Source organism: Actinomadura sp. CNU-125 (assembly GCF_001942465.1).
In the GTDB taxonomy this organism is placed as follows: Bacteria; Actinomycetota; Actinomycetes; order Streptosporangiales; family Streptosporangiaceae; genus Spirillospora.
In genome coordinates this window covers 1-19,508 of record NZ_MKJY01000067.1, presented here as the reverse complement: position 1 = coordinate 19,508, position 19,508 = coordinate 1, and the positions used below count along the sequence as shown (strand labels likewise).

Genomic DNA, 19,508 nt, shown 5'->3' with positions numbered 1-19,508 from the left:
CCCCGTCGCCCCGGCCCACCTCGCCGACCGCATCGCGCGCGGCGAATGGGTCGTCGACCTGCGCTCCCGCACCGCCTACGCCGCCTCGCAGGCGTCCGGGGCGGCCGTCGGCGTCGAACTCGCCCGCCCCTTCGCCACCTACATCGGCTGGCTGATCCCCTGGGGCACGCCGCTGACCCTCGTCGGCGACACCCCCGAGCAGATCGCGGACGCCCAGCGGCAGCTCGTCCGGATCGGCGTCGAACGTCCGGCCGGGGCCGCCGTCGGATCCCCCGCCGAGGTCGCCGCACCGGGCCGCGTCGCCGCCTACCCGACCGCCGCGTTCGCCGACGTCCCCGCGGGCGCGACCGTCCTGGACGTCCGCCGCACCGACGAACGCGCCCGCGGCGCGGTCGTCGGCTCGATCGGCGTCCCGCTGCACTTCCTCGAAGCCCTCATGGACGAGGTCCCGGACGACGAACTGTGGGTGCACTGCGCGAGCGGCTACCGCGCCTCGATCGCCGCGAGCCTGCTCGACCGCGCGGGCCGCGACGTCGTCCTGATCGACGACGAGTACACCGCCGCCGAAGCCGCGGGCCTGACCGCCTGACGATCACCGCCGGCAGTCGGGGCACCGCACGGTCGTGCGGCCGGACACGCGGCGCCGCACCGGCGGCGTCCGGCAACACGGGCAGGCGGCCCCGAGCGGGTCAGCGGAGGGCGGCGGGGCGGCGGTAGACGTACGGGGGTTCGGGCTCGTCCGCGGCGGCGGACGAGGTGGTGGTCCGGGGAGAGCGCGCACGCGGGGTCGGTGCGGGCGGCGTCGCCGGTGAGGGCGTGCGCCTGGCAGCGGCAGCCGCCGAAGTCGGCCTCGCGGCGGGGGCATTCGCGGCACGGGCCGGTCATCCAGTCCGTGCCCCGGTAGGCGTCGAACGCCGCCGGATCCGACCAGATCCGGGCGAGCGGCTCGTCCCGGACGTTCGGAAACGCGAGGTCCGTGATGCCGTAGGCGGCCGGGCAGGGCAGCGCGGTGCGGTCCGGGCCGACGGTGATCGAGCGTGCGCCCCAGCCGCCCATGCAGGGCTTCGGGACGCCCTCGTGGTGATCGGGCATCACCCAGACGAGTTCCGGACGTTCGTGCCGCTCGCGCCACGCGGCGACCGTGGCCTTCGCGCGGTCGAGCTGGCCGCCCGTCGGCATGAGGGCGGCGCGGTTGTGCAGGGCCCAGCCGTGGAACTGCGCGTTGGCCAGCTCGATCCGGTCGGCTCCCCAGCGGGCCCCGACCTCGATGATCTCCGGCAGGTTGTCGAGGTCGCGGCGGTGCAGGACGACGTTCGGCCCGAACGGCGCCCGGGCGGCGCGGATCACCCCGGCGGCGCGTTCCTTGTCGTCGTAGGAGACGCGTCCGGCGATGAGGTCCGAGCCCGGACGGCGCGCGTCCTGCAGGGAGAGCTGCACGCTGTTCAGGCCCGCGTCCAGGAGGGCGCCCAGCCGGTCGGCGGTGAGGCCGACGCCGCTGGTGACGAGCTGGGTGTACACCCCGGCGCGGTGCGCTGACGCGACGATCTCCGCGAGGTCGCGGCGCAGCAGGGGTTCGCCGCCGGACACGTGCGCCTGGACGCGCCGAGGTCGGCGGCCTCGGCGAAGACGCGGGCCCAGTCGGCGGCGGTCAGCTCGGCGCTCCGCCGGACCAGTTCGAGCGGGTTCGAGCAGTACGGGCAGCGCAGCGGGCACGCGTGGGTGACCTCCGCGAGCAGCGCCCACGCGCTTCCAGCCCCGCCGGGCCAAAAAATCACCAAGCCGCTCAGTAGGCGCGCAGCCAGCCGAACTCTTGTTCGGACGGCCCGTCCGGAACGTATTCGAGCGCGATGCGGCCGTCGTAGCCGATCTCGTCGAGGACGCCGAACAGCGCGGCGAAGTCGATCTTCCCGGTGCCGGGACGGCCGCGGCCGGGGGCGTCGGCGATCTGCACGTGCCCGATGTCGGCGGCGTGTTCCCGCGCGACCGCCGCCGGGTCGTCGCCGTTCACGGTCAGGTGGAAGACGTCGAAGAGGAGCCGCACGTTCGGCGCGCCCGCCGCCCGCACCCGGCGGACGACCGCCATCGCGTCGGCGGCCGTTTCGAGCGGGTACGCACCGTTCCGTCCCCGGGCCAGGGGCTCGATCAGCACCGTCCCGCCCAGCGCGCCGACCGCACGCGCCGCGAACACGAGGTTGCCGGTCGCGGCCCGGTCCTGCGCGGCGGGCGCGACGCCGTCGAGCCGCTGCCCGTACAGGGCGTTGAACGACCGGACGCCCGTCCGCCCGGCGATCCGCGCCAGCACGGCGACGCTCGCGCGGAACTCGCCGGTGCGGGCCGGCTGCGACAGCACGCCCCGCTCCCCCGCCGGCATGTCGCCCGCGTAGAAGTTGAGGGCGACCAGCCGGACACCGGCGTCCTCGATCGCCGTGCAGAACGCGTCGACGTCCGCGGCGGACGGGACGGGCTCGCCCGGCCACGGCCACCAGAACTCGACCGCGTCGAACCCGGCGGCCCGCGCCGCGGCGGGACGTTCGAGCGGCGGCAGCTCGGTGAACAGGATCGAGCAGTTGACGGCCCACCGCATCAGCGCCTCCCCAAGATGTCGATCGCCCCCGCCCACGACGGGCACGCCCAGGGACGACAGCATGCCGAACACGGACGCACCCGCCGACACCAGGTCGCGCCACGACCGATTCCCCCGACTCGAACGTGCCCTCTCCCGGTCGCGGCCCGCCCGAACGCACCCGTCCGATCACGGATCACGGGCGGGTTCGGGGCGGGCCAGGGCGATGTGCTCGGGGCGGACCGGGACGCGCGTGAGCGCGGCGCCCGTGGCGTCGCGGATCGCGGCGACGATCGCGGGCGTGGACGAGAGCGTGGGCGGCTCGCCCGCGCCCCGCAGCCCGTACGGGGCGGCGGGATCGGGGTTTTCGAGGATGTCGAGCCGCATGGGCGGCATGTCGAGAATGGTCGGGATGAGGTAGTCGGTGAAGGACGGGTTGCGGACGAGGCCGCCCGACACGACGATCTCCTCCAGCACGGCGAGGCCGAGGCCCTGCGCGGACCCGCCGTGGATCTGCCCCTCCAGCGACACCCGGTTGATGACCTTGCCGACGTCCTGGACGGCGGCGAGTTCGACGACCTTGACCAGCCCGAGTTCGACGTCGACGTCCACGACCGCGCGGTGCACGCACAGGGCGAGCTGGGTGTGCGTCGTGCCCTGCCCGGTCGCGGGGTCCATCGCGGTGGTGGGCCGGTGCCGGTACTCGCGGGTCTCCTCGATGACGGCGTCGCCGAGCGCGTCCTCGATCGTGCCGAGGGGGCCGTCCGTCCGGGACACGATCTCGCCGTCGGCGACGCCGAGGTCGGCGCGCCCGTAGCGGGCGGCGGCGCGGGCGAGGAGCGCGGCGCGCACCGCCTCGCAGGCCGCCTTCACCGCGCCGCCCGACATGTACGACTGGCGGGACGCGCTGGACGAGCCGGCGTCGCCCACCCGGTCGTCGGCCGGGGCGATCACGACGTCGCCGATCCCGAGCTCGGTGCGGGCGATCTGCGCCTGGACCGTGACGAGCCCCTGCCCGACCTCGGCCGCCGCCGTGTGGACGAGCGCGGTGGCCGCGCCGCCGATGACCTCCAGCCGGACGCGGGCGGTGGACAGGTCGTCCAGGCCCTCGGAGAAGCAGATGTTCTTGATCCCGACGCCGTAGCCGACGCCGCGCGCGACGCCCTCGCCGCGGGTGCTCTGCGCCGCGCCGCCCGGCAGGTTCCGGATGTCGGACGTGTCGGCGGCGTCCGGCGGCGGCATCGCGGCGAGCCGCGCGAGCATGTCCGCGAGCGGCGCCGGGGAGTCGATGACCTGGCCGGTCGCGAGTCTCGACCCCTGCGAGACGGCGTTGCGGCGGCGCACCTCGACCGGGTCGAGCCCGCACGCGGCGGCGAGCCGGTCCATCATCGACTCGTAGGCGAAGCACGCCTGGACGGCGCCGAACCCGCGCATCGCGCCGCACGGCGGATTGTTCGTGTACACCCCGTACGCGTCGATCCGGATGTTCGGGATCTCGTACGGGCCGACGCCGAGCGACGCCGCGTTCCCGGTGACGGCGCGCGTGGACGACGTATACGCGCCCCCGTCGAGGACGATCTCGACGTCTGCGTACAGGAGCCGTCCGCCGGACGTCGCGCCGTACTCGTACCGCATCCGTGCGGGATGCCGGTGCACGTGCCCGAAGAACGACTCGTAGCGGTCGTACGACATCTTCACCGGTTCGCCGGTGTGCAGGGCGAGCATCGCCGCGTGGATCTGCATCGACAGGTCCTCGCGGCCGCCGAACGCGCCGCCGACGCCCGCGAGCGTCATGCGGACCCGGTCCTCGGCGAGGCCGAGGCAGGGCGCGATCTGCCTGCGGTCGTTGTGGATCCACTGCGTCGACACGTGCAGGTCGACGCCGCCGTCCTCCGCCGGGATCGCGAGGCCCGCCTCCGGGCCGAGGAACGCCTGGTCCTGGATGCCGACCTCGAACTCGCCGGACACCACGACCTCCGCTTCGGCCCGCGCCGCGTCCACGTCCCCGACGCGGACCGGCTGGTACCGGGCGATACCGCCGCGCGGCTGCACCTTCGAGCCGTCCGGGTCGGCGATCACCGCGCGCGGGTCGGTGACCGGCTCCAGCACCTCGTACCCGATCGCGATCTCCGCCAGCGCGCGCCGCGCCGCCTCGGGGTGGTCGGCGGCGACGAGCGCGACCGGCTCGCCCTCGTGCCGCACCTCCCCGATCGCGAGGACGGGCTGGTCCGCGGTGCCGTCGAGCCCGAACATCTTGCGCCCCGGCACGTCCTCGTGGGTGAGGACGGCCCGGACGCCCGGCATCGCCAGCGCGGGCCCGATGTCGACCGACCGGATCACGGCCCGGGGGTGCGGGCTGCGGAGCGTCGCGCCCCACAACATGCCGTCCGTCCACAGGTCGGACGCGTACGCGAACTCGCCCGTGACCTTGAGCGTCCCGTCGGGCCGCAGCGGGCTCGCGCCGACGCCGCCCGGCGCGTGCGGCGTCGGCGGCGAAGCGGGGGACGGCGGCGCGGTCGTCGAGCGGCGGCCGTCGAGCGGGCTGGCACCTTGACCGGGCCGACCCCGACCGAACCGCTGTCGACCGGGCCGCTCTCGTCCGGGGATCCCATCTACAGCACCCCCTCCGCGAGCCGCATGAGCCGCCGGTGCGCGTCGGCGCCGCGCCGTCCGCCTCGTCCTGCGGGACGGTGACGAGGGCGTCGCCGTCGACGACCGTGCGGCCGCCGACGAGCAGCCGCTCCAGCGGCGGGACCGGGCCGAACGCCAGGGCGACGACCGGGTCGTCGACCGCCGCGCGGAAGCCGTCCACCCGCCACAGCGCCACGTCCGCGAGCCTGCCGGTTTCGAGGGCGCCGAGCTCGTCGTCGCGGCCGAGGCAGCGGGCGCCGCCGAGGGTCGCCGCCGTCAGCGCCTGCCGCGCGGTCAGCGCCGTCGGCCCGTACCGGGCGCGCTGCAGGTAGATCGCCTGCCGCAGTTCCCCGGCGAGCGGGACGAGCTCGGCCGACGCCGACCCGTCCACGCCGAGCCCGACGATCGCGCGCCGCGCGCAGCAGGTGCGACACGCGGGCGGTGCCGGCGCCGAGCCGGGCGTTGGAGCTGGGGCAGTGCGCGGTGCCGGTGCGGGTCTCGGCGAGCCGCTCGATGTCGGAGTCGTGCAGGTGGACGCAGTGCGCGAGCCACACGTCCGGGCCGAGCCAGCCGATCGAGTCCAGGTACTCGGCGGGCGTCATGCCGAACCGCCCGCGGGTGTGCTCCTCCTCGTCGAGCGTCTCGGCGAGGTGCGTGTGCAGCCGGACGCCCTTCGCCCGCGCCAGCTCCGCCGACCGGACGAGCAGGTCGCGCGTCACCGTGAACGGGGAGCAGGGCGCGACGGCGACGCGCAGCATCGAGCCGGGCGACGGGTCGTGGTACCGGTCGATCGCGGCTTCGGTCTCGGCGAGGATCGTGTCGATGTCCTCGACGACCTCGTCGGGCGGGAGCCCGCCGTCGGAGCGCCCGCGGTCCATCGAGCCCCGGCACGGGTGGAACCGGACGCCGAGTTCGCGCGCCGCGTCGATCTCGGCGGCGAGCAGGTCGCCGCGTCCGGACGGGAACAGGTAGTGGTGGTCGGACGCGGTCGTGCAGCCCGACTTCGCGAGCCAGCCGAGCCCGGCGGTCGCCGCGCCCGCCACCACCTCGGCGTCCATCTTCGACCACGGCTCGTAGAGGGTCGTCAGCCACTCGAACAGGGTGCCGTCGGTGGCGAGGCCCTGGCTGGCCCACTGGTACAGGTGGTGGTGCGTGTTGATCAGGCCGGGCGTGGCGAGGCAGCCGGTGCCGTCGATCCGCTCGGCGCCTTCGGCCGCCGGGGCCGGGCCGGGACCGACGGCGGTGATGCGATCGCCGTCGACCACGAGGTGCCCGCCCGGATGCTCGTCCCCGGACACCGTCACGACGTGCGCGTTCTCGATGACGATCGTCACTCGGCGCCCGCCTTCCGCGCGGCGGCGAGACGCACCGCGTCGAGGATCTTCTCGTAGCCGGTGCAGCGGCACAGGTTCCCGGCGAGCGCCTCGCGGATCTCCGCGTCGCCCGGCGCCGGATTGTGTTCGAGCAGGTCGTGCGCCTGGACGAGCAGGCCCGGCGTGCAGAACCCGCACTGGACGGCGCCCGCCTCGACGAACGCCTCCTGGACGGGGTCGAGCCGCTCCCCGTCGGCCAGCCCCTCGACCGTCCGGACCTCGCGGCCCTCTGCCTGCCCGGCCGCGACCAGGCACGCGCACACCGGCACGCCGTCCAGGTACACGGTGCACGAACCGCATTCGCCCTGCTCGCAGGCGTTCTTCGAGCCCGGCAGCCCCATCCGTTCCCGCAGCGTGTACAGCAGGCTCTCCCCCTCCCACACGTCGTCCACGGTCTCGGCCGAACCGTTGACGGTGACGTTCACGCGCATCGCGCCCTCCTCTCCCCTCATGCCCGCCGGTGGTCGTCCCAGGCCCAGGTGAGCGTGCGCCGCGCCATGACGGCGAGGGCGTGCGCGCGGTAGGCGGCGGTCCCGCGCACGTCATCGATCGGCGCCGCCGCTTCGGCGACCAACTCGCCGAACCGCCGCGCGGTGGACGCGGCGAGCGCGCGCGCGTCCAGTCGAGTTCGGCGGAGGCGAACTCCTCGGCCGCCGTGGCGCGGCGCGGGGTCGCGGCGGCCGAACCGAACCCGGTGCCGACGCGCCGCCCGTCCGGGTGCAGCGCGACCGCGAACGAGCACACGGCGATCACCATCGCGTTCCGGGTGCCGACCTTCGAGAAGTACTGCGGGCCGGACGCCCGTCCGGTGCGGAACGCGCGGATCAGCTCGTCCGGCTCCAGCGCGGACCGCTTCACGCCCAGGTAGAACGCGTCCGCCGGGATCAACCGGACGCCCCGCGCCGCCGACTCCACCTCGATCACCGCGTCCCCGGCCAGCAGCGGCGGATGCGCGTCGCCCGCCGGGGACGCCGCGCCGAGGTTGCCGCCGACCGTCCCGCGGTTGCGGATCTGCGGCGACCCGACCGTCCGGGACGCCTGCGCCAGACCCGGCAGCCGGTCGCCCAGCTCGCCGATCAGCCGCGCGTACGGGACGCCCGCGCCGACGCGGAGCGTCCCGTCCCGTTCGTCCCACTCGGTCAGTTCGCGGACCCGGTTCAGGTCCAGCAGCGCCTCCGGCCGCCGCACGTCGAAGTTGATCTCCACCATGACGTCCGTGCCGCCCTGGATCGGCAGCGCGCCCGGATGCGCGGCCTTCGCGGCGAGCGCGTCCGCCCAGGTGACCGGTCGCAGGAACTCCATCGCCGCCTCCTTCGACACCACGCAGCAGTAGCCCTTCCCACGCGACCGCCCCGCGAGTCGTCCCGACGCTCAGGAGGTCGCGAACTTCATGGACGGAGCCAGGCGCGGCAGGCGCCTCGGAGGGCCGCGCGGCGCGCCGGGTCCATGAGGACGTCGACGCCGTCGACCCACTGCTCGATCGAGCCGACGTGGCGCGGCAGGGCGGCGACCTCGGGATCGCGGACGTCGGCGAGCAGCCCTTCCGCGATCGCGTCGTCGACCGTGCGGTAGGGGCGGTCCCAGAACGCGACCGTCGCGGCGGGCGGCGCGTGCAGGCCCCGGCGGCGCTGGAGGCCGAGGAGCGTCTCGGCCGCGTCGGCCAGGGCCGCTTCGCGGTCCTGCCAGGCGGGCGCGGTGACGGCGGCGTCGAGCGCGGGCGCGAGGTCGCCCGCCACGGGGAGTCCGCGGAACGCGGTGCCGCGCCACTTCGCGTAGGGGGTCCAGCGGCCGGAGAGGACGAACGCGAGGCGGAGCAGGTCCTCGGCGACGCGGGCGGCGAGGACGCGCGAGCCGGTCTCGTCGCCGCGCGTCGCCGTCCGTCCGATCACCGGCATCCACTGGGACGCGCGCCGCCACCAGGACGCGACGACGTACCGTTCGACGTCCGGCGGGTAGCGGTCGAGCGTCGCGCGGGCGCCGGACAGGGTCGCGGTGCCGTCCGCGAAAACGGGCCCGGCGGTGACCTCCAGGACGCTCTGCCCGGTCAGGCACAGCCAGTCGACGGCCGACAAGTCGCGGGTGGGGTCCACGCCCAAGCGGGAGCGGCAGAACCCGGCGACCGTCGCGACCTCCACGTTGTGCGTCGCCGCCGGGTCCCAGGTCACGGGGAACCGCACCGGGTGCTCCCCGTACCGGCCGGGCAGTTCGCGTTCGAGCACGGCTCGGACGTCCGGTACCGCGTCCGCGTCGTCGAGCAGCAGCGTCAGGCGGCAGCCCCAGTCGTGGTCGCGGCTCGTCGCGTCATCGAAGCCGAGCACGTCCGAGCCGGAGCCGAGGCGCGCCGCCGCGTGCGGCAGCCCGGGGAACCGCGCGTCCAGGAGCGGGCGGACGAGGTCGGCGTAGAACGCCCCGGCCAGTTCGGCGCCGCGCACGTCGTTCATCCGGCCAGTCCACCAGACGCGCCGTCAGTGCGGATGGCCGAAGCGGTACCTCGTCTGGCCGTGCGGGTCCTTGGCGAACGCGAACACCGTGGACGGCTCGACCCGGAACACGTGCGCGACGTGCCCGTCCGCACCGAAGACACCGTCCCCGACGTCGAAACGCCAGGTTTCGCCGTACTTGTCGACGTACGCGTCCGCGAGGGCACGCAGGACCGGCCGGTCGGCCGTCCGCACGGCCGTGCCCTCGACGACGACGTCGAGGCCCTTCGCCCACGTGTTGGTGCCCGTGGTCAGCGTCACCTGCAGGTTGTGTTCGAGGTTGCGGGCCTTCTGCTCCTGCGGGCCGGTGCAGAAGTGCGCGACGTCCCCGTGCACGACCCCGATGAGGGGCGTCACGTGCGGACGTCCGTCGGCGCGCACGGTCGTGAGCCAGTACAGTTCCGCGTCCCGCAGCACGCGGAGCGTTTCGGTCCACGGCGTCGGGCCCGCCGCGGGGTCGCTGAACCGGGCGTCGAACTCGGCGACGGGGCTCATCGGAATCCTCCGTTCACGCGGTGTGGCGGGCGAGGGCGGGGACGACCGCGTCCCACGTACGGCCGGGGAGGCCCTGGCCGGTGCGGGGCAGGACGATCAGTTCGGCGCGGGGGATCGCGGCGGCGAGGGCTTCGGCGTTGCCGACGGGGAAGAACGGGTCGTCCTCGCCATGGATCACCAGGGTCGGGACGGCGATCGCGGGGAGGCGCTCGCGCCACCGGTCGCCGCAGTCGAGGGCGGCGAACACGGTGCCCATCTGGTTCGCGCGGTGGGCCTTGCCGGGGTCGGCGCCGATGGGCGTCCGGTCGTAGACGGCCTCGATGTTCGCGCGGGCCTCGTCTTCGTCGAAGTCGCGGCCGCCCATGGCGCGGTCGCTCGCCAGCTGGAACGCGACGACGGACGCGCGGTCCGTCCAGTCGACGGCCGGCGGGTTCGTGAAGTGCTCCATGACTTCGGGCGCGTGGTCGGGCAGGTCGGGGTCGACCGGGCCGGGGGCGACGGGGCGGGTCCCGACGAGGGTGAGGGTGGCGACGCGGTCCGGGTGGTCGAGGGCGAGGAGCTGGGCGATCCAGCCGCCGGGACCCGCTCCGACGACGTGCGCGCGGGGCAGGTTCAGGGCGTCGAGCAGCGCGGCGGCGTCCGCGACGAGGTCGCGGAGGGTGTACCCGGGGGCGTCCGGGTCGACGGTGGTCGAGCGGCCGACGTCGCGCAGGTCGTAGCGGACGACGAAGCGCCGCAGCGCCGACAGCCGTGCACAGAACGCGTCGGGCCAGGTGAGCATCGTGCCGCCGATGAGCAGGATCGGCCGGTCCGAGGGGTCGCCGAAGGTCTCAGCGCACAGCTCGACGTCTCCGGCCTTGATGATTGCCTCCATACCGGTTCCGACCAGCGCGCCACCCGAAACTCATCGGTCCCGGAGAACCGGCCGGACGCCCGTCCGAGCCCGGCACCGGATCAGGCCGGAGGCAAGGTCCGCTCAGCCGAAGAGGCCGTCGGCGGATTCCACCGTGCCGGCCCGCATCAGCCAGACGTCCAGCCGGTCCTCGTCCTCACACGCCAGGACGCGCTCGCGAACCTCGTCGGACACCGTCAGGCCCCGCTTGGCAAGAATCTTCAGCACCGACTTCGCCTCCCCACGAGCCTCGCCACGAGCCTCGCCACGAGCCGCGCCGATGGCCTGGTTCCGCAGAGCGAAATCACTTTTGAACTGGTATTCGGTGGTACCAGTGTCCACGAGCTCCTCCAGAATGCGTCGGGGGACTTTCGAAAGCCCGGCGAGCACCATGTCAGTGTACATGGTGGCGTCTTTGTGGCCCGCGTTCTCGAGCGTGGCCAAGGCTGCGTGCGTGATCTCCAGGGCCTCCCTGTCGGGAGGCGTGACGTTCGCCAGAGCGGCCACGATGGCCAGCTCGGGCGCTTGCGCGGCCTGCGTCGTGCTCGTGACGAGCGGTCCCGTGCCCGGACCGATCACCAAGGGGACAAGATTGAAACCGGGGTGCCCGATAACGATCGATTTGCGCGCCCAGGCCGCCACGGCGCGCCGGGGACAAATGACAATTAAATAGCAGGGGCATCGAACCTTCCCGTGGAGCGCGGCAAGGTAGATCGGCCAGCTGTAACGCTTGTCGTCGTCCACGGCGAGCTGGGTCTCCGCGATGACCGCGACGGCGGGCTCGGAGGAGCCGCCCTCGCAGAGTTCCACGACGTTGTCCGCACGGTAGGCGGTGGGCGCGATCTGGGTGAACTCCTCGGAGGTGGAGCGGATGGTCACGTCGTCCGACAGTTCGACATCGCATGTGGCGCGCAGCAACTGGGCGACGACCTCGGGGTTGTCCCGGATTATCTGGATGGGGGCTTCATGTCGACCGGTCACCATGTCACGGGAAGTTACTAGACGAACACCGTAAGGCACTTAGTCTTCAGATAACTCTACGTGTGGCATCAATCACACCATGTGCGGGCGCGCGCACCGTTGCCGGTGGCGCTGTTGCGCCACCGGCCGGGCTGGTTACTTCGTGAGGGGGGCCAGGGCGGCGGTGATGTTCGCTTCGGCGGCGGTCTTGCCGATGCCGAGGCCGGACAGGACGCCGTCGCCGTCTTCGAGTTCGAGGAGGGCGAGGAGGAGGTGCTCGGTGCCGATGTAGTTGTGGCCGAGCCGCAGCGCCTCGCGGAACGTCAGTTCCATGGCCTTCTTCGCGAGCGGCCCCATCGGGATGTCGTCCGGGACCTCGCCGCTCTCGGGCGGCAGTACTTCCCGGGCGGCCTGCCGGACGGTGTCGAGCAGGACGCCCTGCGCGACGATCGCCTTCGCGGCGAGCGCGTCCGGCTCGGCGAGCAGGCCCAGGACGAGGTGCTCGGTGCCGATGCGGTCGTTTCCGGCGGCGCGCGCCTCGGTCATGGACGCGACGACGACGTTCCGGGCGCGCGGGGTGAACCGCTGGAAGCCGTCGGCGGGATCGAGCGGCGCCCCCTCCTTCGGGACGAACCGCTTCTGCGCCGCCTGCTTGGTGACGCCCATGCTCTTGCCGATGTCGGTCCAGGACGCGCCGGAGCGCCGGGCCTGGTCGACGAAGTGGCCGATCAGGTGGTCGGCGATCTCGCCGAGGCGGTCGGCGGCGATGACCGCGTCGGTCAGCTGTTCGAGGGGTTCGGTGTGGGCCTTCTTGATGGCGTCGATCAGCTCGTCCAGCCGGACGCCGATCGGCCGTTCCGCTTCCGTCATGCGTCAACCGGAGGTTGACGCATCGGTGCCGTCAACCCTCGGTTGACGATCACCAGCCGGCGGCGCCCGCGAAGGACGTCGGGCGCGGGCGATAGCCGAGGACGGTCCGGGCGGCCGCGATGTCGAGCGTCCGCTCGACCGCGAGATGGCTGATCGCGTACCGGGTGATCCGGGGCGGTTCGGGCCGCCGGGCCAGCAGGAACGCCCCCTCCGCGACGGCCTCCAGCGGACGGCGCGAGGGCGGCCGGGAGGTACACCGGCCGCGCCCGGACGCCGCGTTCGCGAAGGATCTCCCGGAACGCGGCGTCGATCGTCACCGGCTCCGCGTCGGCGACGTTGAACGCCCGCGACGGGAGGTCCGGAACGGTCGCGGCGAGGACGCAGGCATGCACGAGGTTCGTGATCGACGTCAGGCTGATCCGCTGGTCGCCCGTCCCGACCGCGGGCAGGATCGGCCCCCGGACGGCCGACAGGACGCGGGGCAGCAGCGTCGTGTCGCCCGGCCCGTACACGGCGTGCGGGCGCAGGACGACCGCGCCGCGGTCGAGCGCGGCCCGTTCGGCCGCCGCCTTCGAGGCCCCGTAGGCGTTCATGTACCGGCGGACGGGCGCCGCGTCCTCGGTCGCCATGACGCTCGGCCGGAACGGGTCGTACACGCTGGCCGTGCTGACGTGCACGAACCGGGCGTCCGGGAACGTCGCGAGGGCGCTGCGGGTGCCGGTGAGGTTCGCGGCGAACAGTTCGGCCGCCGGGCCCCAGTCGGTGACGCTCCCGGCGCAGTGGATCACCGCGTCGACGTGCGGCGGGTCGTGCAGCGGGCCGCGCACGAGGTCCCACGGACGGTACGGCGCGCCGCCCACGTGGCCCGGGGCCGCGGCGGGACGGCGGCCGAACGCGAAGGTCGTGACGCCGTCGGCGGCGAGGGCGCGGCACACGGCCCCGCCGACGAATCCGGACGCACCGGTCACCGCGATCTTCATCGGGCCACCGCCTCGCGGAGCCGGTCGCGATCGAGCTTCCGCGTGCGGCCCGAGCGGGGAAGTTCGGGCAGGACGACGACGCGGTCGGGCAGCGCGTCGTGGTCGATGACGTCCGGGAGGGTGCGGCGGAGCCGTCCGGGCAGGTCGGCGGGCCCCACGACGGCCAGGACCACCTCCTCGTCCCCGGTGGACGGGTCGGGCACGCCGACGATCGCGGCCTCGGCGACGTCCGGGAGCGCGGCGATCGACGGCTCGTACAGGCCCGGGTAGAGGTTGAACTTGCCGCGGATGAGCATGTCCTTCTTGCGCCCGGTGAGGACGAGCCGCTCGCCGTCGAGCCGGGCCAGGTCGCCGGTCGGCAGTTCGTCCAGGGGGTCGGCGCCGAGGTAGCCGCGGCACAGGTTCGGGCCGGAGAGCAGGAGTTCGCCGTCGTCGGCGACGCGCGTTCCGACGCCGGGCAGCGGTGCGCCGAGGAGGTCGCCGGGGCCGTCGAAGGCGAGCTTGTCCTCCGCCGACGCGATCGCGACCGGGAGGATCTCGGTCATCGCGTACACCGACAGGACCTCCGCCGACGGCGCCGCCGCCGCGGCCCGCCGCAGGATCGCGGGCGGTGCCGGGGCCGCACCGAGCAGGACATGCCGGAGCGTTCCCGGCAGTTCGGGCGTCTCGTCCAGGATTTCCGCGAGGTGCACCGGGACGCAGAAGGTGTGCGTCGCCCGGCGTTCGCGCATCGACCGGGCGAACTCGGCGGGCGGGCAGCCGAGCCGCGGCATCGACCAGCGCGCCCCGGAGATCAGCGTCGGCAGCCCGAGCATCAGCTGGTCGGTGTGCACGACGTCGCCCGGACCGAGCGGCAGCCGCGCCCGGAACAGGTCGAGCGCCGCCGCGAGGACCCCTGCGTGTGGACGACCGCGCGCGGGTTCGCCGTCGTCCCCGACGTGAAGATCACCGCGGCGGGCGCGTCCGGGGCGCCGGGTTCGTCCGGTTCGGGCGCCGGGCCGGACGCGAGCCGCGCGAACGCGAGGGCCCCGCGCGGGACGCCCGGCAGGCGTCGTCCGACGTGGACGTGCCGCATCGGCCCCTCGCCCGGAATCTGCAGGTCCGCGAGGTTCGGCAGCAGCAGCCCGCGCCGCCGCGCGTACGCCCGGACGGGGCGCAGCCGACTCCCCGCGTACAGGATCGACTCCGCCGCCGACCAGCGCGGGCGCGCCAGCCGCAGCCGCGCGGTGAACATCTCGGGCCCGCGCCCGGGTCGGCGAACACGACCACTCCCCCGGCCGCGACGACGCCGAGCGCCAGCGCGAGCGACTCCGGCGACGGCCGCACCGAGAACAGCACCCCGTCCCCCGGCGCCATCCCCGCCGCCAGCAGCCCGTGCCGGACGGCCAGCACCCGCCGCCGCAGCTCGCCGTAGGTCAGCTCGCGCCGTCCCCCGCGACGAGCGCGACCGCCCCGGGCGTCCGCGCCGCCTGCTCCAGCAACCCCTGCACGAGCGTCATGACGTCGCCTCCCCGACCCCGGCGGACGGATCGTGGCCCCGGCGGGCCTGCGTCGCCGCAGCTCCCCGAACGGAACGGCCGCGGCCCCTCCGTTGCCGCGCTGCGGCAGCTCCGTCCTGCCTGCGGAAACGTGTCATCGCGGGGCCTCCGAACGGACGGTCAGGCGGCGGTAGGTCGGGATCAGGACGTTCCGGGCGGCCGATCGCTCGACGATCCGTACGGGACCGGCGGCCAGGACCGTCCGGGCCACGCGGCGGATCTGCGCCATCGCCAGCGGGTAGCCGATGCAGAAGTGCGGGCCCGCGCCGAACCAGAGGCGGCGCAGTTCGGGCGGGTGGGGGCGGTCGGGGTCGAAGGGGCCGAGGCCGTGGCAGCAGTTGTGGGTGGCGATCAGGATCCGGTCGCCGGGCCGGACGGGCGTGCCGCCGATCTCCGCCGCCCGGTGCACGCTGCGCAGCATCACCGGCGTCGGGGTCGTGACGCGCATGGCCTCGTCGATCGCGCGGTCCAGGAAGCCGTCGGACGCGGCGGCGTCGGCGAGGCGCGCGGAGTCGCAGAGGAGGGCGACGAGGCGGGGCACGTACGTCGCGACGGTCTCGGTGCCGGTGAGGAAGAACGCGCCGGCGGCGCCGCGCGCCTCCGCCTCCGACAGTCCGAGGGTTCGCATTCGTCCCATGACGGTTGATTCGTCCCCGGCGGCGTACGACTTCGCGGCGGTGTCGCCGAGGGGGTCGAGGACGGCGCGGACGCGCCGGATCTGCGCCGGGGACAGCCGCCGGGTCCGCAGGGAGACCATCGAGACGATGCGTTCGCCCTGTTCGAACAGCCGCCGGAACTCGCGTTCGGTGCTCATCTCCAGGCCGATGACCTCGCCGATCACCGCGCCCGCCATAACGCGGGCGGCGTCGACGAGGTCGACCGTGGCGCCGCCCGCGAGCCGTCCGGCGAGGCGGTCGAGCGGCCCGCCGAGGACGCGCGCGCACAGTTCGTCCGCGTAGGCGGGGGTGAACAGGTCGGTGAGGCGGCGCCGCAGGGCCCGGTGGGCGTCGCCTTCCATGTTGAGCAGGACGGACGGCCCCAGCACGGGCGTCCACAGGTCGCCGGGCGAGCCGGGGCCGTCCTTGCGGAACGTCTCGCCGTCCATGAGGACCGCGCGGGCCAGGGACGCGTCGTTCACGACCACGCCCACGCCGGGCACCCGGACGACCGGGCCGCGCCGCGCGAGCCCGCGCAGCAGCGGGTACGCGAAGGGGTGCGCGGAGAGGTAGAGGCGGCGTTCCCAGTTCACCGGACGTCGACCTCCGCGGGCCGGTACCGGTGGTCGGCGTACCAGCCGAGGGTCCTGACCAGCCCGAACGCGCGGAGCCGCCGTACCGATCCGTAGACGATCACGTCGTCGCGCAGCCCGTAGGCGGGGGTCAGGTACCGGACGCGGTTGACGAGCGCGCGGTCCTCGTGGACGTCCTCGATGCACGTCCGCGGGAAGCCGCCGGCCCGTTCGTACAGTTCGGCGGTGACGGCGACGTTGCAGCCGGGCATCATCACGTAGGGCCCGAGGTAGAGGGGGTCCTGGTTGCCGGGGCGGAACCGGCCGAACAGGGCGGCGGTCTCGATGACGGCGGGCAGCAGGCGGCGTTCCCACAGCTTGAGCGGGAACTCGTCGGTGCGGGGCCGCAGCGGCCCGCTGACCAGTTCCAGCCCGTCGCCGAACGCCCGTTTGACCGCCGCGATCCAGCCGGGGTGCGGCAGGCAGTCGGCGTCGGTGCGGGCGACGTGGGTGGCTCCGGCGGCGATGGCGTGCCGGAACCCGGTGTCGGCGGCGGCGCCGGTGCCCTTCTGCGTCTCCCGGACGATCCGGACGCCGAACCCCGCGTCCGCCGCGGCGAACTCCTCGACGATCTTCGCGGTGGCGTCGGTGCCGGCGTTGTCGACGACGACCAGCGTGAACGCGGTGTCGGTCTGCTCGGCGAGCCGCCGCAGCGTCGCGCCGATCGAACGTTCCTCGTTGTAGGCGGGGACGACGACCCAGAGGTTCATGGTCACAGCTCCGCGAACACGACGCCGAGGCTGAGGCCGCCCGCGAGGCCGACGAGCGCGACGCGGTCGCCCGGCCCGCACCGTCCGTCCGCGACGGCGGTGGCGAGTTGCAGCGGGAGGCTCGCGGACGCGACGTTGCCGTGTTCGGGCAGCGTCACGACGAGCTTCTCCGGCGGGATCCCGAGGGCCGCGCGCAGCACCTCCACGTACGGGACGGTCACCTGGTGGGCGGCGACGACGGCGAAGTCGTCCCAGGTCAGGCCGGTCTTTTCGAGGGCGGTCGTGAACAGTTCGGTGCCGCCCGCGAGGAACGCGTCCTTGAGGCGGCGGCCGTCCCCGCTGAAGTAGGTGCGCTCGGGGTCGCGGGGGTGCATGGACCCGCCGCCGGGCAGCGTCCCGATCTCCCAGGACGCGGAGACGGCGGCGAAGTCGCGGTAGAAGATCCCGCCGTCGGGCGCGGCCTCGACGATCATCGCGGCGCCGCCGTCGGAGAGGGTGTAGCCGGCGAACGCGTCGACGAACTGGGCGCGGTCGCGCACGTTCCAGCGGATCGCGCGGGACGGGCTCTCGCCGGTGCAGACGAGCACGCGCTCGTGCTGCCCGGTGCGGATCAGCGCGTCGGCGGTCTGCAGGCCGTTGAGGAAGCTGTTGCAGGCGTTCTTGACGTCGAAGACCGGGCAGGTCGCGCCCAGTTTCGCGGCGACGATGTGGGCGGTGGCGGGCTCGACGAGGTCCTGCGACGCCGACCCGAAGATCAGCAGGTCGACGCCGTCCGGGGACAGCCCGCGGTCGGCCAGGACGCGGCGGGCGGCGGCGACGGCGAGGTCGGACGCCTGCTCGTCGTCGCGCATGACGTGCCGGGCGCGGATGCCGGTCATCCGCTCGACGATCGTGGGGTGCGGCCGGTAGCCGGGGCTCTCGGCCGCGACGCGCGCCTCGACCTCGGCGCTGGTGACGGTACGGGCCGGCAGGTGCGCGGCGACGGCGGTGATGCGGGCTCTCATGGGGGTCCCCCGGTTGCTCGTGCTCGGTCGGCGGCCAGGACGGCCAGGTTCGCCGATGCGGGCGCCTTCCGGACAGGGAGACCCTACGTAAGCCCCCTGGGGGAAGTAACCCAATTCGGGTGAGTACCGACACTTATCCCGAATGCGCATTATCACCGGTCCGCCCGGCTGCCCGGGTCGGCGACAATCACCCTGTGACCAGCACGAAAACCAGCAGGACGAGGACCACCAGGACGCGGACGGACGCGCGGCGGCACGAGGCGCGGCTGCTGTGGCACGGCAACCGGGGGCTGTTCGCCCTCCTGCAGGCGGCGCGGCACACCGGGCCGGTCGTCCGCGTGCCGCGGCTCGGCTGGGTGGTGACCGATCCCGTCCTGGCCCGCCGCGTCCTCAACGACCACGACCACTTCGGCATGAACGGCGAGGGCGGCGTCGGGCACCTGTGGACGCAGCTGTTCGGGGCGGAGATGGGGCAGTTCTTCGGCGGCGCGCGGCACACCGAGGTCCGCACCGCGGCCCGCGACCTGTTCACCGAGGACGCCGCCCGCACGCTCATCGACCGGTCGCAGGGCGCCCACCACGCCGACCTGGCCCGCCGCCTCGCCGCCGGGGAGTCCGCCGACGTCGCCGGCACCGCCCGCGTCCTGGCGGGCCGGATGGTCGCCGACGTGCTCGGCCTCCCCGCGGACCGGCCGGACGGGACGTACCGGGCGCTGTTCGGCGCCGGGGAGCGGCTCGCCGCGCTCGCCCTCGGCACCGCCGCGTCCACCGAACTGGACGCGGCGACCGTCGACCGGGCCCGCGCGATCGTCGAGGACATCACCGCGGACGTCCCCGCGGCGTACCGGACGGGCGGGCCTGGCACCCTGCTCGGCCGCTGCCGGGAGATCGGCCTCGGGCTGCCGATGGCGCGGGGCCTGGCGACGCTGCTGGTGATCGCGGGCACCGAGACCGGCGCGTCCGGGACCGTCCGGACGGTCGCGCTCGTGCACGACACCGGCGGGCAGCGCGCGCTGCTGGACGACCCGTCGCTGCTCGACGGCGCGGTGCGCGAGGGCCTGCGGGTCGCCGCGCCCGCCCCGGTGATCGGACGGCACGTCGTGCGGGACGCCGACATCGCGGGGCGCACGCTGCGCGCCGGGGAGCGGGTCATGGTGCTGACGTACCTGGCGACGAACGGCGCGGGCCCGTTCGACGTGCGCCGCCCGTACGTGCCGGAGACGCGGCAGCTGTGGTTCGGCGGCGGCCGGCACCTGTGCCTGGGCGCGGCCGTGGCGCGCGTCCAGGTGGCGCGGATGCTGGCGGCGCTGCTGGCGGCCGGGCGCCCGTACACGATCACGCACCGGCGGGCGGCGCGGCGCGTGCTCGTCCCGTCGTACGCGGAGCTGCGGGTGACGCTCGCCCGCTGACGTCCGTGAATCCGACCCCGCCGCCGGGACGCGCGGGGTCAGACGCGCGGGGGCACCAGCTCGGACGGCGCCGGTTCCGGTTCCGGGCGCGCCGGGTCGGGGGACGGCTTGAGCGTCGGCGTGACGATCTCGACGCGCGCCGGGGCCTCCGCCTCGCGGGACGGCGAGTTCCACCACCACAGCGCGACCGAGATCGCGAGCAGCACCAGGACGCCGCCGGCGAGCTGCAGGATCGCCATCCGGTGGCTGGGGTCGCGGAACCGGCGGCCTGCGCGTGCCGCGCGGCGCGCGGGTGGTGCGGCGCGCCGCCGCTCG

General features: G+C 74.7%; 19 protein-coding genes and 3 pseudogenes. 3 read left to right on the top strand and 19 right to left on the bottom strand.

Going from position 1 to position 19,508, the window contains the following annotated elements; genetic code table 11:
- A partial coding sequence (locus BJF79_RS55275) for a rhodanese-like domain-containing protein (protein WP_187356979.1) occupies window positions 1-589 on the top strand: 589 nt, incomplete at its 5' end.
- Here the strand turns inward: BJF79_RS55275 and BJF79_RS09620 are convergent.
- The 3 genes from BJF79_RS09620 to pucD all read right to left on the bottom strand — a co-directional run bounded on the left by BJF79_RS09620 (window position 484) and on the right by pucD (window position 5,014).
- Window positions 484-1,713: a radical SAM/SPASM domain-containing protein gene (locus BJF79_RS09620; RefSeq protein ID WP_075896394.1), complete on the bottom strand. Its 1,230-nt coding sequence runs from the start codon at window positions 1,711-1,713 to the stop codon at window positions 484-486. The two genes, BJF79_RS55275 and BJF79_RS09620, sit on opposite strands and share 106 nt — an antisense overlap.
- A 70-nt stretch (window positions 1,714-1,783) precedes the next feature.
- Window positions 1,784-2,584, bottom strand: coding sequence for a hydroxypyruvate isomerase family protein (locus BJF79_RS09615; RefSeq protein ID WP_075896399.1), 801 nt, complete (start codon window positions 2,582-2,584; stop codon window positions 1,784-1,786).
- A gap of 168 nt (window positions 2,585-2,752) precedes the next feature.
- Window positions 2,753-5,014: a xanthine dehydrogenase subunit D gene (gene pucD / locus BJF79_RS09610; RefSeq protein WP_075896397.1), complete on the bottom strand. Its 2,262-nt coding sequence runs from the start codon at window positions 5,012-5,014 to the stop codon at window positions 2,753-2,755.
- Here pucD and BJF79_RS59115 point away from each other — a divergent pair.
- Entirely contained in the window at window positions 4,986-5,117 is a 132-nt protein-coding gene (locus tag BJF79_RS59115; protein WP_262401773.1) for a hypothetical protein, read from the top strand. The two genes, pucD and BJF79_RS59115, sit on opposite strands and share 29 nt — an antisense overlap.
- A 58-nt stretch (window positions 5,118-5,175) precedes the next feature.
- Here BJF79_RS59115 and BJF79_RS09605 read toward each other — a convergent pair.
- The 15 genes and pseudogenes from BJF79_RS09605 to BJF79_RS09545 form a co-directional block, all read right to left on the bottom strand.
- Window positions 5,176-6,528: pseudogene (locus BJF79_RS09605) on the bottom strand (8-oxoguanine deaminase).
- Window positions 6,525-6,998, bottom strand: a complete 474-nt coding sequence (locus BJF79_RS09600) for a (2Fe-2S)-binding protein (protein ID WP_075896392.1) — start codon at window positions 6,996-6,998, stop codon at window positions 6,525-6,527. Before BJF79_RS09600 ends, BJF79_RS09605 begins: the two are co-directional and overlap by 4 nt.
- A gap of 17 nt (window positions 6,999-7,015) precedes the next feature.
- Window positions 7,016-7,869, bottom strand: a pseudogene (locus BJF79_RS09595) (FAD binding domain-containing protein).
- 86 nt (window positions 7,870-7,955) lie between these two features.
- Window positions 7,956-9,008: a DUF4037 domain-containing protein gene (locus BJF79_RS09590; protein WP_075896390.1), complete on the bottom strand. Its 1,053-nt coding sequence runs from the start codon at window positions 9,006-9,008 to the stop codon at window positions 7,956-7,958.
- 24 nt (window positions 9,009-9,032) lie between these two features.
- Window positions 9,033-9,542: a pyridoxamine 5'-phosphate oxidase family protein gene (locus BJF79_RS09585; protein ID WP_143219814.1), complete on the bottom strand. Its 510-nt coding sequence runs from the start codon at window positions 9,540-9,542 to the stop codon at window positions 9,033-9,035.
- A gap of 13 nt (window positions 9,543-9,555) precedes the next feature.
- The gene (locus BJF79_RS09580) at window positions 9,556-10,416 is read right to left on the bottom strand and encodes an alpha/beta fold hydrolase (RefSeq protein ID WP_075896386.1); all 861 of its coding nucleotides are present in this window, start codon (window positions 10,414-10,416) and stop codon (window positions 9,556-9,558) included.
- Window positions 10,417-10,518: 102 nt separating this feature from the next.
- Window positions 10,519-11,418 carry a hypothetical protein gene (locus BJF79_RS09575; protein WP_075896384.1) on the bottom strand — a complete coding sequence of 300 codons (900 nt, stop codon included), beginning with the start codon at window positions 11,416-11,418 and terminating at the stop codon, window positions 10,519-10,521.
- A gap of 132 nt (window positions 11,419-11,550) precedes the next feature.
- On the bottom strand, window positions 11,551-12,264 hold the full coding sequence (locus BJF79_RS09570; RefSeq protein WP_075896382.1) for a Clp protease N-terminal domain-containing protein: 714 nt from the start codon (window positions 12,262-12,264) through the stop codon (window positions 11,551-11,553).
- On the bottom strand, window positions 12,261-13,244 hold the full coding sequence (locus BJF79_RS09565) for an NAD-dependent epimerase/dehydratase family protein (RefSeq protein WP_262401771.1): 984 nt from the start codon (window positions 13,242-13,244) through the stop codon (window positions 12,261-12,263). The genes BJF79_RS09570 and BJF79_RS09565 overlap by 4 nt, the downstream gene beginning before the upstream one ends.
- Complete coding sequence (locus BJF79_RS59110; protein WP_262401770.1) at window positions 13,241-14,077, bottom strand: class I adenylate-forming enzyme family protein; 837 nt, start codon at window positions 14,075-14,077, stop codon at window positions 13,241-13,243. Before BJF79_RS59110 ends, BJF79_RS09565 begins: the two co-directional genes overlap by 4 nt.
- Window positions 14,059-14,478, bottom strand: a complete 420-nt coding sequence (locus BJF79_RS59105) for a long-chain fatty acid--CoA ligase (RefSeq protein WP_262401772.1) — start codon at window positions 14,476-14,478, stop codon at window positions 14,059-14,061. The genes BJF79_RS59110 and BJF79_RS59105 overlap by 19 nt, the downstream gene beginning before the upstream one ends.
- 62 nt (window positions 14,479-14,540) lie before the next feature.
- A pseudogene (locus BJF79_RS59100) lies at window positions 14,541-14,636 on the bottom strand (hypothetical protein); the annotation flags it as partial.
- 240 nt (window positions 14,637-14,876) lie between these two features.
- On the bottom strand, window positions 14,877-16,031 hold the full coding sequence (locus BJF79_RS09555) for a cytochrome P450 (RefSeq protein ID WP_075896380.1): 1,155 nt from the start codon (window positions 16,029-16,031) through the stop codon (window positions 14,877-14,879).
- The gene (locus BJF79_RS09550; protein WP_075896378.1) at window positions 16,028-16,780 is read right to left on the bottom strand and encodes a glycosyltransferase family 2 protein; all 753 of its coding nucleotides are present in this window, start codon (window positions 16,778-16,780) and stop codon (window positions 16,028-16,030) included. Before BJF79_RS09550 ends, BJF79_RS09555 begins: the two co-directional genes overlap by 4 nt.
- A 2-nt stretch (window positions 16,781-16,782) precedes the next feature.
- The gene (locus BJF79_RS09545) at window positions 16,783-17,784 is read right to left on the bottom strand and encodes a 3-oxoacyl-ACP synthase III family protein (protein WP_075896376.1); all 1,002 of its coding nucleotides are present in this window, start codon (window positions 17,782-17,784) and stop codon (window positions 16,783-16,785) included.
- A 194-nt stretch (window positions 17,785-17,978) separates the two neighbouring features.
- Between BJF79_RS09545 and BJF79_RS09540 the strand changes: the two genes are divergently transcribed.
- Window positions 17,979-19,193 (top strand): cytochrome P450, encoded by a 1,215-nt coding sequence (locus BJF79_RS09540; RefSeq protein WP_262401769.1) that lies wholly within the window; start codon window positions 17,979-17,981, stop codon window positions 19,191-19,193.
- 38 nt (window positions 19,194-19,231) lie between these two features.
- Here BJF79_RS09540 and BJF79_RS55270 read toward each other — a convergent pair.
- On the bottom strand, window positions 19,232-19,508 hold a 277-nt coding region (locus BJF79_RS55270), incomplete at its 5' end, for a hypothetical protein (RefSeq protein ID WP_262401768.1).